The organism is Rufibacter sp. JT3400010, from assembly GCF_054956755.1.
The window spans coordinates 41,262-56,051 of sequence record NZ_JBUDXA010000006.1; the positions used below are offsets into that span (position 1 = coordinate 41,262).

Here is a 14,790-nt window from a genome sequence, read left to right on the forward strand (position 1 = left end):
TTTTTCTGAAATCAAGCTCTAAACAGAGCAATCCTGAAGACGGAAATTATAGGTACCTTTGTGGCTTTAGAGCAGTAGACGCCGTTTTTGCCTTGTTTTCGTAAAAGCAGACCAGAAAACGCCTCGGCCTGCCACCACACACCCATTTCTATGAAGTTACCCGCTTTCCGCGATCTTATCATATTTGAGAACGACGATTTCATCATTGTCAACAAACCACCGTTTCTATCTACGCTGGAGGACCGGTCTTTCAACGCCACCAACTTACTTACCCTGGCCCGCCAGTACCACGACGATGCCCAGGCCTGCCACCGCCTGGACAAGGAAACTTCGGGCTGTCTGGCCATCGCCAAAAACCCTGAAGCGTACCGCCATCTTTCCATGCAGTTTGAGAACCGGCAAGTCCAGAAAACCTACCACGCGGTAGCCTGGGGAAGCCATGAGTTTGACAATCTGTTGGTGGACCGTGCCATTCAGCCGGGCCTGAAAGGAATTGCCAAGTTGGCGTTCAAGGGCAAGCCCGCGCAAACGTATTTCACCACGTTAGAGAAATTTGGTCGTCATACGTTGGTGGAATGTAAACCCATTACGGGCCGTATGCACCAGATTCGTTTGCACCTGGCTTTTTTGAAAGCCTCTATTGTGCAGGATGAGCTCTACGGCGGTGAGCCGCTTTACCTCTCCAGCCTTAAACGCAAATTCAACCTGGCGAAAGACACGGAGGAACAGCCGGTGATCAAACGGTTCGCGCTGCACTCTTACCAGTTAGGCTTTACTCTGCTGAATGGTGAGGCTATTACGGTAACCGCAGAGTACCCCAAAGACTTTGACGTGTTGTTGAAGTTGCTTCGCAAGAATGGATAGGGAAGGTTTAAGGCAGGCCTTTACAGTAATGATGAGTTTCTCCAGTTGAGTACGTTTAGAAATTTGATGTAGGTTGATGTGCATGCCTTACGCTGTTCCCTTGGATTGTCTGCCTTCTGCGTGGGTGCAAGTGCTGTATTGTTTCATTTGTTCCGCTAAGCGCTCACGGCCGCGAGGCCCCGTCTTCCCCTCTCACACTGCCCTTTCGGCCTGCACCGTTTGTCTCCCTTAGTTCTGCCTGTCTGAGGCCAAAAGCGAGGCGCTCGTAGGAAAGACTGGAACTGGGGAAAGTAGCAGGAAAGCGGTTCTTTGACCTTTTCTATAATTTGTCAATAAGTTAGAAGCAGGTTTGAAAGAACTAAAGAGCCGCTGGCGCGAGTCTCTGACTCGTGCCTACTGATGTGGGATAGTCTCTGACTATCCTCGCTGCAGAGCAGCGAAATTGAGGATGCTGATTATCCATGTTTTCTATGCCCTCTATGGTGCGGAAGTTACTTCCGTGCCCTTGTTAATAGGTTGATTCCACAAGACTCAGAAGTAACTTCCGCACCATAGCTCATTTCAGCGCTTGGCTAGTCTTAATGAGAATTCCGCACAATAACACAGTAGAAAGACTTTCAACCGAGATCATTTCAGGCTTACTTTACCTGAAACAGATGTAAAACGATAGTCTCCATTTTCGCTAACCCCTTCATCCCTACCGCTTAACTGTGCTTTCTTGGACAAATTACATTGATTTTCAAGGGAATAAACTGAGCGACAGTTGCATGCCAAAAAGAAAGCTTGTATCTTTGTGACCATTTTCAAGAAAAAGCAGAATATTTTTTCACTCGTTAACCATTTACAATGGACCATTTAAGTTATAAGACGCTATCAGTTAATAAGGCGGCCGCGAACAAAGGCTGGGTAGTGATAGACGCCGGAGACTCAACTCTTGGCCGTGTGGCCTCTCAAATCGCGATGATCCTTCGCGGCAAAAACAAACCTTCTTTCACTCCTAACGCTGACTGCGGTGATAGCGTGATCGTGATCAATGCGGATAAAGTTCGTATGACCGGTAAGAAGTGGGACAAGAAAACTTTCGTGACACACACTGGGTACCCAGGTGGTCAGCGCACGTTCACTCCCCGTGAGTTGAAGGCTAAATCTTCTACTCTGTTGGTAGAGCGCGCCGTGAAAGGTATGTTGCCTAGAACCCGTTTGGGCCGTGAGCAATTCAGAAACCTGTTTGTGTACGCCGGTGCAGAGCATCCGCATGAAGCACAACAGCCTGTTACAGTAAAACTTACAAAATAACCTAGTCATATTTAATGGAAATTCTCAATACATCTGGTAGAAGAAAAACCTCGGTGGCGCGCATCTACATGACGTCAGGGCAAGGGAATATCACTATTAACGATAGAGATATTAAGGAATATTTTCCTAGTGAAGTATTGCAAACCATCGTGCAGCAGCCATTGTCGCTGATTGACGCGGTTGGCAAATACGACATCAAGGCGAATATCAAAGGCGGTGGCGTTGCCGGTCAGGCAGAAGCCCTTCGTTTGGCCATTACCAAAGCATTGGTAGATGAAAACGCTGAGACCCGTCCAGCCCTGAAAAAAGAAGGATTCTTAACTCGTGACCCACGTATGGTGGAGCGTAAGAAATTCGGTAAGCGTAAAGCCCGTCGTTCCTTCCAGTTCTCTAAACGTTAATATATCATCAGCTGTAACAATATCATGGCTAATACCACATATAAAGATTTATTGGACGCTGGTGTCCACTTTGGTCACCTTACCAGAAAATGGGATCCTAAAATGGCTCCGTACATTTTCATGGAGAAAAACGGCATCCACATCATTGACCTGAACAAAACCTTAGTGGCTCTTGATGAGGCAACCAACGCTATCAAGCAGATTGCTAAATCAGGACGCAAGATTTTGTTTGTCGCTACCAAGAAACAAGCGCAGGACATAGTAGCAGAAGAGGCAAAACGCCTGAAAATGCCGTATGTGACTGACCGTTGGTTAGGTGGTATGTTGACTAACTTCCAGACTGTTCGTAAGTCTTTGAAGAAAATGTCTACCATTGACAAAATGGTGAAAGAAAACACGGCGTACGCTGCTATGGCGAAACGTGAGCGTTTGATGTTGTCTCGTGAGCGCGAGAAACTGGACCGTGTATTGGGCGGTATCGCTGACTTGTCACGTCTCCCAGCCGCGTTGTTCATTGTAGACGTGAAGCGTGAAGGCATTGCCATCAAAGAAGCGCAGAAACTGAACTTGCCAGTATTCGCGATTGTAGATACTAACTCTAACCCAGAGATTGTAGACTTCCCAATCCCAGCCAATGATGACGCCTCTAAGTCTATCTCTTTGATCACTTCCCTGATTGGACGTGCCATTGAAGAAGGTCTTTCTGAGCGCAAAGTTGACAAAGACGAGACGGAGAAGAAACGTACCGAAGACGAAGGTATCCAGGAGAAAATTGACGCTGAATAAGCTTCTGATCTCTTTATAAACGTGTAAAAGAAACTGAACATTAGGAAGCGTAGCCACTGATGTTCAGTTTCTTTTTAACCAATTGGGTGCCTTTCTCTAGGGCTCCCTCCTTCTAGTAAAACTTATTAACCGTATTTCTTAATAAAAGAACAATGGCTATTACAGCACAAGATGTAAACAGACTTCGTCAGGAAACTGGCGCAGGTATGATGGACTGCAAAAAAGCGTTGACAGAAGCCAACGGCGATTTTGAAACAGCCAAAGATATCCTTCGCAAACAAGGTCAGAAAATTGCCAGCAAACGCGCTGACAACGCTACTTCTGAAGGAGCAGTATTGACTCAGGTAAACGCTGAAGGCACTGTAGGTACCGTAATCGCATTGGCTTGCGAGACTGAGCCAGTTTCCAAAGTAGAAGATTTCAAAAACCTGGCCCAAACTGTATTGGCAGCTGCCGTTTCTAACACTTCTGGCACCAAAGAAGATTTGTTAGCTACCCCACAGGCCGATGGCCGTTCTCTGCAAGACCACATCACAGATCTGATGGGTAAAATTGGCGAGAAAATTGACGTAGTTTCTTACGAGACTGTTTCTGCTGAGAAAGTAGTTGCCTACAACCACTCTAATGGTAAATTAGGTGTATTGGTTGGCTTAACCAACACTGGTGGTAACGAAGTAACTGAGATTGGAAAAGACGTAGCCATGCAAATTGCCGCTATGCGTCCTATCGCAGTAGACAAAGACGGTGTTGATGCCGCTACTATCCAACGTGAAATTGAAATTGGAAAAGAGCAGGCCCGTGCCGAAGGCAAACCAGAAGAAATGCTGGAGAAAATTGCCCAAGGTAAACTGAACAAATTCTACAAAGAAAGCACATTGCTGAACCAGGAGTTTGTGAAAGACCCTTCTGTTACCATCGCCAAATTATTGGATAACACCTCTAAAGGCATGACTGTTACTGAATTCAAACGCGTTGCCATCGGATAATAGCTGCGTACACGCTCATTAAAAGAAAAGGCCCACTGGTACATACCAGTGGGCCTTTTCTTTTATACTCTCTATTGTTATGGAAGCTACAGTTATTTAGATCTAGATGGCAACATCTCTTGCAGGATACTATCTTAGCAGCCGTTGTTCTCACACTACTATACAAAATGAAAGCCCCACTGATACTATCTGCGGGGCTTCTCCATTATAAGTCTTTAGAATATTGAATGGAATATAAGAGTACCTTTCAAGCATAGCTTTTGCACTTACAATTGAAAAGTAAAACTCTAACTTAGATGGTATAGATTTTAGCTATAGCGTATAATTATAATATTTGATAAAACTATTCTTATGATTTTATAACCTGTTTTCTGCTGTTCTAAGGCTCTTAATTAGCCGAAGATAATACCGCTCTTTTCTCAAGTTGAGAAGACTGCTCTCCAGAGGCATTGCCGTTTTTAGCACTATTTGATTTTAATTGCTCTTTTCTCAATCTCTTTTCAGCAGAGATGTAGCTCAAAAAGGTAGCTTTTGCTTTCATAATTTAAAGGTTTCTGTTTTGAAAAATTATATAACTTTTAGATAAAATATGGTACAAACCCCAATAACAGCCTGTAACGCCTGACCTGCTAAAGCCAACCTGTTTTCCTTTCATTTTTTTACGTAACTGAAAGAAACAGCTAAACGTTCACAGGAATAGAAAAAATATTATAAAAAATATAACCTATTTACTTCACACAAACTATATAGTAGAGCTTAAGTGCAATATCCTCAGCCCCTTAGTTCGTGCACCTTCCACAAACCTGCGTTTTAGATGTCGTTTTGTTCTTCGAATATAATGCAAAAATCAGAGTCTCCAAAACATTCTTTACAAATTTCCATAAATTTATGGATAATACTTAAAAGTAAGTAACTTTATAATTAAAATAGTGATAGTATCTAACATCTAGCCATCATACTTCTGGTGCTTTCTTACCTTTGTTTTAAGTCTTAAATTGTGGAACAGTAAAGAAAAGACCAATATAGTTACACTACAGTAGTTATAGTTAGATGTAGAAAATACTTCTATTCCACTCCTTAGGTCGTTCATGGCGCAATACCATCAACCTGGGAAAGTAGGCTGAAGAACGTCTACTAAACAGTTTTGCAAGCTGCCTTCACAAACCAGATATTTTGAGCAGCTAAATGATCAGAAAACAGTAAAGGCCTGCTCTTACGCAGGCCTTTACTGAGAAGCAGTAAGCTCTCTGAACAATAAAAAACCTTTAGTCTAAATCAGCTTGCTTTCTCACAAACTCCTGCCCGGCAATATCTTCTTTACGGATGAATGGCCTGATGATCAGACGTGTACCGTTCTCATAAGTAAAGAACTTGTACACCCAGTTGGCTAAGACAATCAGCTTATTTCTAAACCCGATCAGGTAATAGATGTGCACGAAGAGCCAAGCCATCCAGGCAATAAAACCTTTCAGGTGCATGTTTTTGGGCAAATCAGCTACTGCCCGGTTTCTACCTATAATGGCCAGAGAGCCTTTGTCAAAATACTCAAAGGGAACCAAAGGCTCATTTCGGATAATATGACGAAGGTTTTTGGCCAGGTGTTGTCCTTGCTGAATAGCTGGTTGCGCTACGCCCGGGTGCCCTCTGGGGTATTTTTCGGTCTTCATGAAAGCGATATCGCCTATGGCAAAGATATCTTTAAAGCCGTTTACCTGATTAAAGGTGTTCACCAGATAACGCCCTCTATCGCTTACTTCGGGCGGCAGCCCTGCAATCTGAGCACCAGATACCCCAGCCGCCCAGATCAAAGTTTGGGTTCTGATCTGCTCTCCGCCTTTAAAGGTTACCACCTGTCCGTCATAAGACTCTACCAGCGTGTTCAATTTGATGTTGATGCCTACATCTTCCAGGTAGCGCTTAGTGGTGGCACTAGACTCGGGTGACATGGGTGGTAAGACACGGTCCAGTCCTTCCACCAGATAGATATTCATCTGCCGGAAGTCCATACCTGGGTAATCGCCCGGAAGGACGTGTTTCCGCATCTCGGCTAATGCACCGGCTAGTTCCACGCCTGTGGGACCACCACCCACAATCACAATGTTGAGGAGGCTTTGCCGCACTACCGGGTCTTTGATCATGTTGGCCTGCTCAAAAGACTGCAGAAGCTGGCTGCGCAGATTAAGCGCGTCTGGCACCTGCTTGAGCGGGAAAGAGTACTTTTTGATTTGCTCGTTCCCGAAGTAGTTGGACTTGGTTCCCGTGGCAATGACCACAAAATCATAGGGCAGTTCCCCCACCAGGGTAGAAACAGTTTTAGTGGCGGGGTTAATGCCGGTCACCTTCACCTGCCGGAAGTGGAAGTCTTCGTAATCTTCATCAAACATCTTGCGGAGCGGCTCGGCAATGGCATCTGGCTCCAGACCGGCGGTGGCTACCTGGTACAACAACGGCCAGAAACCGTGGTAATTCTGCCGGTCAAACATGACAATCTGAAACTCTTTCCCAGAGAGTTTCTTCGCCAGATTCACGCCTCCAAATCCGCCCCCAATGATGACCACACGTGGTTTTCTGGTGTCTGGAATATTAAGTGAAAGCTCGTTTATATGAAGCATAGTCCATCAGTAGAAGTTTATTCAAAGCTGAGTAACGCTTTGAAGCCTTGTTTTATCAATAGACTTATACTCCATTTCCAGTATATAAGATTTTCTATTTAGGGAGAAGTTTAGAACCAGACGCTTTTAGTTTGTTCCTGAAAACCAAAAGGCGTTTAGAGGCTGTTTTAGATAAAACAACCTCTAAACGCCCTAGCAGATAAGATTTGTGCTTTAACGCTTATCTATGGAAGCTATCACCCACAAACTTTAACACCTCTGGCAATGCCGTACGCCAGTAAGTCCAGGTATGTCCGCCATCCCGTACTCTGAATTCATGCGGAATTCGGCGGTCCAGCATAGCGGCATGCAGGGCCATGTTCCCTTTGATGAGAAAGTCGTCATCACCGCAGTCAATGTAGTACTTTACTTTTTTGAGCGAGTCTGCTGAGGCTGTTTCCACTATTTTCAGGATGGAGTTCTGGTTCCAGTGAGCACTCAGGCGTTCTGGGCCTTTGGGGTGTTGCCCGTAGATACTGGCGAAGGTTCTATTGTAATTATCATCCGCCATGTTCTGGAATTCTTCATTGGTGAAGACGGCCGAACTCAAGGGAGCGGCAGCTGAAAACAACTCAGGGTGTTTCATGGCCATGATAAGTGTGCCATAGCCACCCATAGAAAGACCAGCTACGGCTCTGGATTCTTTGCTGCTGCGGGTCCGGTATACTTTGTCTACATAGGGAATAAATTCTTTTACGAAGAAATCCTCAAACTTCACCTTTCCATCGGCACTGTTCACGTACCAGGTCACCCCCGCGTCTGGCATGACAATGAGCATGGGTGGAATCTGGCCAGCCTGCATCAAGCGGTCGGCAATGAGGTGGGCCTCTCCAAACTGGGACCAGCCAGTTTCGTCATCGGTGTAACCGTGCAGCAGGTACAATACCGGGTAGCGACGGTTAGATTTCTCGTAGTCAGCGGGGAGATAGATGGAATAGTTGACGTCTTGGTCAAGAATTTTGCTTTTGGCTTTCAGGCTTTCTTTCAACGTACCTTGTTGGGCCATGGCCTGCCAGGAAAGCAGCAGGAAAAGAGAAAAGAGAAGTTTGCGCATAACACGTTTCTTGGGGTAAGGAAAGGCTCCGGCATCTGTGGCCGTCGTTTACATGCTCCAAGTATAGTGTCTTTCTGCCGGATTTCCGCTATTTGCAGTGGCAACAAACCGGATGGATTCAATTACATTTTAATAGGTGGAAGAACCTGAACGCCGGTTTTCAATGCTTATGATAGCACTAGTGCAATCTCCTGTAGACGGCAGTTCTTCTAGCCTTCTTCGCTAATTTGCAGTGAGATTTTAGGATAATGAGTTGAAAATGGGAAAGACGAAGAAGTTATTGGTTGTTGCGGTGCTCCAGGTGCGCCACAGACTCTTCTAACCATTTTACCGCCTCGTGCTCGGTGAGGAATGCTTTCCGTTGTACGTCTGAGTTGTCTGAGGAAATGGCAGATAGGGTTGCTCCTTCCTGAAGCCGTTGCATTTGCCGGGGGGCCAGCAACCAGGCCACTAACACGTGCGAAGCTACTTGCTCCAGCACTTTAGGGTAAAACTCATTGTTAAGCCAATCATTCTCGTTCTGGGTCATTTCGCCTTTAGAACGACAGTCAATAAGCCAGGAGGCGGAGGGGTTTTCTTTGGCCACGGAGAGAAGGGCCAGGCAGTTCATCTTGAACTCAGTGAAAGTGACAGGCTGCTGCCAACGGATAATAACCGTCTGCATATCTGCCCGATAGGAAATCTTAATATGTTTGCTAAATCCTATCTTCATGGCGCAAGGGGGACTTACACGCTATTTTGTGGCGCTTTGGTTTAAACTAATTCATTCTTAGTTAATTGTCGTCTGTCTTGAATTGAAAATAGGAGAAGCTTTTGGCAATTGCAAGCCTCACTTAACATTTTGCCCGAATATTGCAAAAAACAAGTAGAAATACGAAGAATATTCCTACTACTCGTGACGACTACGAGCTTCGTGCAGGTTTTTACGCATAGAAAGAAATAGTTCTATGCTGTTTTGCAGAAATGGCTCATCTAACCAGCTTTTGATTTCTTCGTCGCCGCCGGTCACATCCATTTCGCTCACTTTATAGGTTTGCTCAAATGGGCCTAACTCCAACTTAAGCAAGTACTTCCCGTTCCAGGCCAGTAAGGTAATCTTGATATCGGGATGAGGAATGTCAGCTACAACGCGCATGGGCAAAAAGTAAAAAATAATACATTCAGTTCAAAAGTACTGTACGCAAAGGTAACCGGCAGGATTTCTCCATTGTTACCGCACCTTTAACAATTCAGGCTTCTTCCGCTTTAAAAAGCGGAAGAAGGGCTTAACAGATAGTATTTTTCAGAAAAAAGCAGGAATGGAGGTTTACAGGCTGATTTTCTCAGAATTACACAAAACTACAGCTCAATTCCCATCTGTCGCATGAGTTGGCTGGCGTTGAAGCTCTGGCAGATGCCGGGACGCAGCGTGTAATCAAAACGCAGCTGACCGTCTTCAAAATAACTGTTGAAGCTGAAGTTCTGCACCGATCCCGGCAACTCCTGTTCCATGTTGCCCAGTTCCAGGTCATGGGTAGAAACAAAGCCTGCCGCCTGCCGCTGGTGCAATTGCCTTATCAAAGCCATGGCACCTTGGTGGCGGTCATGGGAGTTGGTGCCTTTCAGAATCTCGTCCAGGAAGAAGTACACGGGTTGGCCGGTCTGCGTTAAATCCAGCAGGATTTTGAGGCGTTTCAATTCTGCGTAGAACGAGGAAGTGTTCTCGGCTAGGTTGTCTTCGGTGCGCATGCTGGTGTACACCTGGGCCGGAAAAACGGAGAGCCGCTTCGCGCAGACGGCCGTGCCGGTGAACGCCAGCACCATGTTCACACCCACCGCCCGCAGAAACGTACTCTTGCCAGACATGTTGGAACCCGTGATAAGCGCCGTGTGCCCGGCCCCCTGAAAAGCAATGCTGTTGGCCGTGCGGCTGGGACTAAAAATAAGCGGATGGCTCAGTTCTTCGGCATCAAACTCAAATGGCTTGGCGCTGATGTGCGGCACGGCGTACGTGGGGTTGGCGTACTGAAAAGCCGCCAGACTGGACAGCGCCTCAAACTCGGCGGCGGCATCCAACACCTGCCCAATATTGCCCGACATGGTCTTCTTCCAACTCTCCAGGCGCCACATCCAGATAAAGTCCCACATGAGCGCGTGGTTCAGAATAAAATTGAGGTACGTATTGAGCCGCGCCGATAAGAACTGGATGATGGAGGCCAACTTACGCACGTGCTCAGAGGCTTGCCGCTCGTCTATCTTCAATTGCTGTTGCAGGGACTGGGCTTTTTTGCTTTGGAACGTTCGGCCTTCAATATGCACGAGTAAATCTGTGTAGCTGCGCAAGGTCTCATACATACCGGTGCTTTCTTCATAGTATTCATCGCGCTGACGCTGGAATTTGTAGGCGATCAGGAACTGTACTAAGATCAGACCAATAAAAGGATAATGCGTATTCCCCTGCGCCCAGTAGACCCCGGCAGCAATAGTGAGCACTGGCAACAAGAAGGTTAATACCACCAGCCAACTTTTGCCCTGGAAGAAATTGGGACTTCTGAGCCACAACAAAAAGGGCTGCGGTAATTGCTGGGTTTTGCGGTGGTGGTGCATGGCCCGGGCTTCAAGGTTCTGCCGCCACTCCAGATCGGGCAGCAATTCGGCCACGGTTTCTTGCCGGGCAATGATTTCCTCAGCCGGGGCCGGAGATTTTAACCACTCGGCTAGCCGCTGTTGCCCCAGCAACGTTACGCCTCGGTTTAGGAGCTGAAAAAGGGAATTCTGCCCGAAAACGTCCAGGTCTGCGCTATAGTAATGATTAGGCTCCTGAAACGCCTCGCCCCCAGGAAATTCCTTTAACTCACCACGCAGGCGCTCGTTTTCTCTTCTATTGATCAGGCCCAGGTAGAGCTGGTGCTTGCGGGCGTATTCAATCTTGTTGTGCCAGTAAATCAGCGCCGTGAAAATAAAGTAGCCGCTTATGAGTAAACTTAGGCCAGCCCCGTTGCGCCCGTAATAGAACAGCAGCACGCAGCCCAGCACAGAACCCACAAAAAAAGCCAAGCGTAGCCAGCCAACCCAACGGTACCTGGTGGCTTGCCGCTCTTCGGCGGCGAAAAAGCGTTGTTCCCGTTCTGCGAACGCTGCTTCTGGAGAGGTTTGTATCATTAAAAAAGAATTCAGTTCACGTAAGAACCCGCGGGTTTCAACGCAAGGCTCTCTTGCCAGACCGAGTTTATTGCTGGCCTTGGCACAAAATAGGAAACAACAGGTATTAATCTTTGTTTTGAGTCCGTTTTTGTGAAACTAGCCTTAAAGCCCCGCTTCTCTCAAAAGGAAAACCCACCTGGAATATTGCCTCTGCAAAGCTACATTTTACTAGAAGGATTGAGTTTATTCTAATTTATTTACCAGAACGCTGGCGCGAGCCTCCGGCTCGTGTCCGTACCTATTGTTGCTTTTTTTCTAATTGGAGGGCAAAAGAGGACCGGGAATGCGTGCGGACACGAGCCGGAGGCTCGCGCCAGCGTTTGCAACCTTGTTTATGGAATGTTTTACAGAAATCATGCAGAAAGCAGACCTAAATGGTAGCAATGCATTTCAACTCAATGGCGATGGGTGTGGGCAAGGCGTTCACTTCTACCGTGGTGCGGCAGGGCTGGCAGTCTTGGAAGTAGTGGGCGTACAGACGGTTGTAGGTCTGAAAATCGGCGGACATGTTGGTGAGGAACACGGTCACATCTACCAGGTTCTGCCAACTGGAACCCGCCTCTTCTAAGATGGTTTTTACGTTTTTGAAGACCGAATGGCACTGGGCTTCAATGTCATAGGAAATGATTTTTCCGGCTTCGTCTAAAGTCACGCCCGGAATCTGTTTCGTGCCTTTCTCCCGTGGGCCCACGCCCGAGAGAAATAACAGGTTTCCTACGCGTCGGGCGTGCGGGTACAGGCCTACGGGTTCGGGGGCTTGGGAGGCGTGTGTTACTTCTGGCGGTGTTTTGTCCATGGTGCGCGGGGTTTTACCGGTGTTTTGCTTAAAATAAGGTAAAAACCGGGCAAAAAAGAAGCGGACCTATTATAGGTCCGCTCCTCATCAATAGTCATGTTCGGGAAATTCTTAGCGGAACGCGATGCTGCCGTATCTGCTGGTCACGTTCACCGTGGCTTTGGGCGATGCTTTTCCGTAACTTCCTTTGTAAGTACTGGAGGTGTTGCGTACTTCTTTGAAGCTGAAGTTGGCCAAATCTTGGTCTAGTTTGAAGTTTCCGTATTGCGTGTCTACCTCAAAGTTGAAGGCTGAGTTATCAGCGAAGCTAACCGCCATACCGGTATAACCGCCGGTGAGTTCCAGTTTCCGGAAGTTGGAAGACACGTTGCTGATCTCAAACCCGGAGCAATACTTCACTACCAAGCTGGCAGATTCGCGCAGGCTTCCTATTTTAATACCGGAGTAACTTCCGGTACCGGAGATTTGCCCGGCGCTGCCGATGTGGAACTTGGAATCATACCTACTAGCCATGGTCAGCATCCCTACTTTACCAATGCCAATGTTGCTGTAACCGGTTACCGTGTTGATGTTATCTGCGGCGGTCAGATGCAGGTTGGAGTACTTGAACAGGAGGTCCCCGGCTTTCACGTAGGCCAGTTGGCATTCCCCGCCGCTATAGCTTACGGAAATACTGTTCTTCACATTATTCAGACTTCCGGCGTTAAGTACCCCGTATTTCACGTCTAACTCAGTAGGTCCGTCAAAATCTGGTATCTGCACTGGGCCGTATTTGTTGCTCACTCGCAGCGGATTACTTTTGGGCATGCGTACCAGGTAATTAATCTCGAACGCTTTCTCGCTGCTGCTTCTAATCTGCATGGGCTCGCGCTCGGTTACGAAGGAGAGCAGGTTATTGGCCCGGTCTTCGTTTATTCTAACCTGTATTTTGTCTAAGATCTCCTGCGCTTTGGCTTCAGAGATGGCGCGGGATATGATGGTCACCTCCACAGCTATCTCGTTCTTCGCCCAGGTTTGCACGTCTACCCGGCCAAACTGGTTTTCAATGTTCAGTTTGTCTGAGCGGTCTACTTTAAAGGAGCGGTCAATCTTTTTCACCTTGGTATAGGCGAAAGGAACGCCCTGTATGTCTGTTACCATGGGGTCTGGTTGCGGGGCCGAAGGCGTGTCCAGGATCAGGCCCAGGTTAGGCAGGGGGGGCAAGTCCAGCGCGGGCAGCGAAGGCAAATCCAGATGCTCTAGACGGGCTAAGGCTTCACAGGCACCGTTGGAGGATGCTCCTTCTATTGCTTTCAGGCTTTTCAAAGAAGACAGTGCGTTGACAATCTGATCAGTTATCTCAATTCTTATCTCTTCTTTCAACGTTTCCTTACAGAGCCCGGTAGAGGGGACAGATTGCCCCTGCGCGGCAGACCACGCCAGAGAGAAGCAAAGAAAAGTGAGCAGCTTAGATATTGGTAGTTTCATGACGCGAGCGGTTTTTTACGTTACTTCTATTTTCCAGTACTTCTAACTGCTGGTTTAGCAGCGCAATCCTCATTTTCAGGTTGTCGCTCATGGCCTGCAGAAGCACTTCTTTGTTAGGGGTGGTGTACAGTTCTTTTTTGAGAGCGTTGTAGGCCGAGTCCAGCTCTGCAAACTGCACATTCCCGGCACCCAGAGCTTTCAGTTCAGATTCTTTTTTCTCAATTACCTGCACGTACTTGGTTTCAATCTGGCGTACCTCAGGCGCTATTTTCTCCAGCGGCACGGGCGACTTGGTGCTTGCCAGCGTACCCGCAGGTTGTGCCGTCATGTAGTAGCGGGCCGAAAACGCGACCATCACCAGCAAGGCAATGGCGGCGGCGTACTTCCAGGCGTGGTGCCAGTTGAGGGAAATAATCTTGGCTTCCTGTGCTGGTGCAACGGGAATGGACCGTTCCTTTTCCTCGGTCTGCAACTCGGCGGCAATGTCTTGCCACAGGTCCGGTCGGGGCGTGAAAGAGTCAAACTCGTCTCGGTGGGTTTGTACAAAATCTTTTAATCTATCTTTCATGGCTTTGGCTCCTTGTACTCGTTTTTAAGTTCTTTTTCCCTTTTCAGCTTAAGAACGACTGCTCCTGCATGAGGCTCAGCAATTTTTTGCGGGCCCGGCTGTACTGTGACTTTGACGTGGCTTCACTGATGCTTAGTATCTCCGCAATCTCGCCGTGGTCATATCCTTCCAGTAAGTAAAGCGTGAGCACCACGCGGTAGCCGTCAGGTAAGGACTGAATGGCTTTCTTGATGCTCTCCACTTTGTATTCCATCTCCTCCTGGTCTACCTCGGGGCCTTCGTCTATGAAATCCTGATGGTCTTCCATGGGCACCACCTGTAGCCGCCGGCTGCGCACCTTGGTGATGGACTTATTGATGACAATGCGCTTTAACCAACTGCCAAAGGTAGAGTCTCCCTTGAAGGCATGCAGCTCTCTGAACGCGCTCAGAAATGCTTCCTGCAAGACATCCTCGGCCTCCGTATAGTCATTGGTAATGCGCATGCTCACGTTGAACATGGACTTACTGTAAAGTTTGTACAGCTCATATTGCGCCTTCCGGTCGCCCTCCTTACAGCGGGCCACCACGTGCGCGTTTACGTCGGTGTATTCCAGCGTTTCCAAATTGTTACCTTTTAGTGCTCATCATGACGGTAATCTAAGTAACAGCAACCCGGAACAACACCCACCCTTTTCGCTGAGCCTCTTGGCTCTCTTCTGTTCCAAACTTCTACTCTAAAGACTAGGCAAAAGTCTCA

General features: G+C 47.5%; 15 protein-coding genes. 5 read left to right on the plus strand and 10 right to left on the minus strand.

The features are described from left to right. Positions 1-150: 150 nt before the first annotated feature. The 5 genes from ACY0JR_RS07885 to tsf all read left to right on the plus strand — a co-directional run bounded on the left by ACY0JR_RS07885 (position 151) and on the right by tsf (position 4,333). Positions 151-864, plus strand: coding sequence for an RluA family pseudouridine synthase (locus tag ACY0JR_RS07885; protein ID WP_462633404.1), 714 nt, complete (start codon positions 151-153; stop codon positions 862-864). Between the two features lie 846 nt (positions 865-1,710). Further along, positions 1,711-2,160, plus strand: a complete 450-nt coding sequence (rplM, locus tag ACY0JR_RS07890; RefSeq protein ID WP_462633405.1) for a 50S ribosomal protein L13 — start codon at positions 1,711-1,713, stop codon at positions 2,158-2,160. A gap of 14 nt (positions 2,161-2,174) precedes the next feature. Further along, positions 2,175-2,561 carry a 30S ribosomal protein S9 gene (gene rpsI / locus ACY0JR_RS07895; protein WP_462633406.1) on the plus strand — a complete coding sequence of 129 codons (387 nt, stop codon included), beginning with the start codon at positions 2,175-2,177 and terminating at the stop codon, positions 2,559-2,561. Positions 2,562-2,585: 24 nt separating this feature from the next. Beyond that, entirely contained in the window at positions 2,586-3,347 is a 762-nt protein-coding gene (gene rpsB, locus ACY0JR_RS07900) for a 30S ribosomal protein S2 (RefSeq protein ID WP_462633407.1), read from the plus strand. Positions 3,348-3,499: 152 nt separating this feature from the next. Continuing rightward, the gene (gene tsf, locus ACY0JR_RS07905) at positions 3,500-4,333 is read left to right on the plus strand and encodes a translation elongation factor Ts (protein WP_462633408.1); all 834 of its coding nucleotides are present in this window, start codon (positions 3,500-3,502) and stop codon (positions 4,331-4,333) included. A 388-nt stretch (positions 4,334-4,721) separates the two neighbouring features. Here the strand turns inward: tsf and ACY0JR_RS07910 are convergent, their stop codons facing one another. The 10 genes from ACY0JR_RS07910 to ACY0JR_RS07955 all read right to left on the minus strand — a co-directional run bounded on the left by ACY0JR_RS07910 (position 4,722) and on the right by ACY0JR_RS07955 (position 14,656). After that, positions 4,722-4,874: a hypothetical protein gene (locus ACY0JR_RS07910; protein WP_462633409.1), complete on the minus strand. Its 153-nt coding sequence runs from the start codon at positions 4,872-4,874 to the stop codon at positions 4,722-4,724. Between the two features lie 724 nt (positions 4,875-5,598). Next, positions 5,599-6,945: an NAD(P)/FAD-dependent oxidoreductase gene (locus ACY0JR_RS07915; protein WP_462633410.1), complete on the minus strand. Its 1,347-nt coding sequence runs from the start codon at positions 6,943-6,945 to the stop codon at positions 5,599-5,601. Between the two features lie 220 nt (positions 6,946-7,165). Continuing rightward, positions 7,166-8,038: an alpha/beta hydrolase gene (locus ACY0JR_RS07920; protein ID WP_462633411.1), complete on the minus strand. Its 873-nt coding sequence runs from the start codon at positions 8,036-8,038 to the stop codon at positions 7,166-7,168. Positions 8,039-8,315: 277 nt separating this feature from the next. Next, the gene (locus ACY0JR_RS07925) at positions 8,316-8,750 is read right to left on the minus strand and encodes a hypothetical protein (RefSeq protein WP_462633412.1); all 435 of its coding nucleotides are present in this window, start codon (positions 8,748-8,750) and stop codon (positions 8,316-8,318) included. Between the two features lie 177 nt (positions 8,751-8,927). Beyond that, positions 8,928-9,173, minus strand: coding sequence for a hypothetical protein (locus ACY0JR_RS07930; protein WP_462633413.1), 246 nt, complete (start codon positions 9,171-9,173; stop codon positions 8,928-8,930). Between the two features lie 203 nt (positions 9,174-9,376). Continuing rightward, positions 9,377-11,179, minus strand: coding sequence for a MutS-related protein (locus tag ACY0JR_RS07935; RefSeq protein ID WP_462633414.1), 1,803 nt, complete (start codon positions 11,177-11,179; stop codon positions 9,377-9,379). Between the two features lie 412 nt (positions 11,180-11,591). Then, a complete protein-coding gene (locus ACY0JR_RS07940; RefSeq protein WP_462633415.1) occupies positions 11,592-12,017 on the minus strand; it encodes a RidA family protein in 426 nt (141 codons plus the stop codon). Positions 12,018-12,128: 111 nt separating this feature from the next. Then, positions 12,129-13,484 carry a hypothetical protein gene (locus tag ACY0JR_RS07945; protein ID WP_462633416.1) on the minus strand — a complete coding sequence of 452 codons (1,356 nt, stop codon included), beginning with the start codon at positions 13,482-13,484 and terminating at the stop codon, positions 12,129-12,131. Continuing rightward, positions 13,465-14,052 (minus strand): hypothetical protein, encoded by a 588-nt coding sequence (locus ACY0JR_RS07950; protein ID WP_462633417.1) that lies wholly within the window; start codon positions 14,050-14,052, stop codon positions 13,465-13,467. Before ACY0JR_RS07950 ends, ACY0JR_RS07945 begins: the two co-directional genes overlap by 20 nt. Before the next feature lie 43 nt (positions 14,053-14,095). After that, on the minus strand, positions 14,096-14,656 hold the full coding sequence (locus ACY0JR_RS07955; protein ID WP_462633419.1) for an RNA polymerase sigma factor: 561 nt from the start codon (positions 14,654-14,656) through the stop codon (positions 14,096-14,098). Positions 14,657-14,790 lie beyond the last annotated feature (134 nt).

Coding starts and splice junctions, on each gene's coding strand:
- tsf (WP_462633408.1), top strand. CDS start 3,500: ATGGCTATTACAGCACAAGATGTAAACAGACTTCGTCAGGAAACTGGC.
- ACY0JR_RS07920 (WP_462633411.1), bottom strand. CDS start 8,038: ATGCGCAAACTTCTCTTTTCTCTTTTCCTGCTGCTTTCCTGGCAGGCC.
- ACY0JR_RS07930 (WP_462633413.1), bottom strand. CDS start 9,173: ATGCGCGTTGTAGCTGACATTCCTCATCCCGATATCAAGATTACCTTA.
- ACY0JR_RS07910 (WP_462633409.1), bottom strand. CDS start 4,874: ATGAAAGCAAAAGCTACCTTTTTGAGCTACATCTCTGCTGAAAAGAGA.
- rpsB (WP_462633407.1), top strand. CDS start 2,586: ATGGCTAATACCACATATAAAGATTTATTGGACGCTGGTGTCCACTTT.
- ACY0JR_RS07935 (WP_462633414.1), bottom strand. CDS start 11,179: ATGATACAAACCTCTCCAGAAGCAGCGTTCGCAGAACGGGAACAACGC.
- ACY0JR_RS07915 (WP_462633410.1), bottom strand. CDS start 6,945: ATGCTTCATATAAACGAGCTTTCACTTAATATTCCAGACACCAGAAAA.
- ACY0JR_RS07945 (WP_462633416.1), bottom strand. CDS start 13,484: ATGAAACTACCAATATCTAAGCTGCTCACTTTTCTTTGCTTCTCTCTG.
- ACY0JR_RS07885 (WP_462633404.1), top strand. CDS start 151: ATGAAGTTACCCGCTTTCCGCGATCTTATCATATTTGAGAACGACGAT.
- rpsI (WP_462633406.1), top strand. CDS start 2,175: ATGGAAATTCTCAATACATCTGGTAGAAGAAAAACCTCGGTGGCGCGC.
- rplM (WP_462633405.1), top strand. CDS start 1,711: ATGGACCATTTAAGTTATAAGACGCTATCAGTTAATAAGGCGGCCGCG.
- ACY0JR_RS07940 (WP_462633415.1), bottom strand. CDS start 12,017: ATGGACAAAACACCGCCAGAAGTAACACACGCCTCCCAAGCCCCCGAA.
- ACY0JR_RS07925 (WP_462633412.1), bottom strand. CDS start 8,750: ATGAAGATAGGATTTAGCAAACATATTAAGATTTCCTATCGGGCAGAT.
- ACY0JR_RS07950 (WP_462633417.1), bottom strand. CDS start 14,052: ATGAAAGATAGATTAAAAGATTTTGTACAAACCCACCGAGACGAGTTT.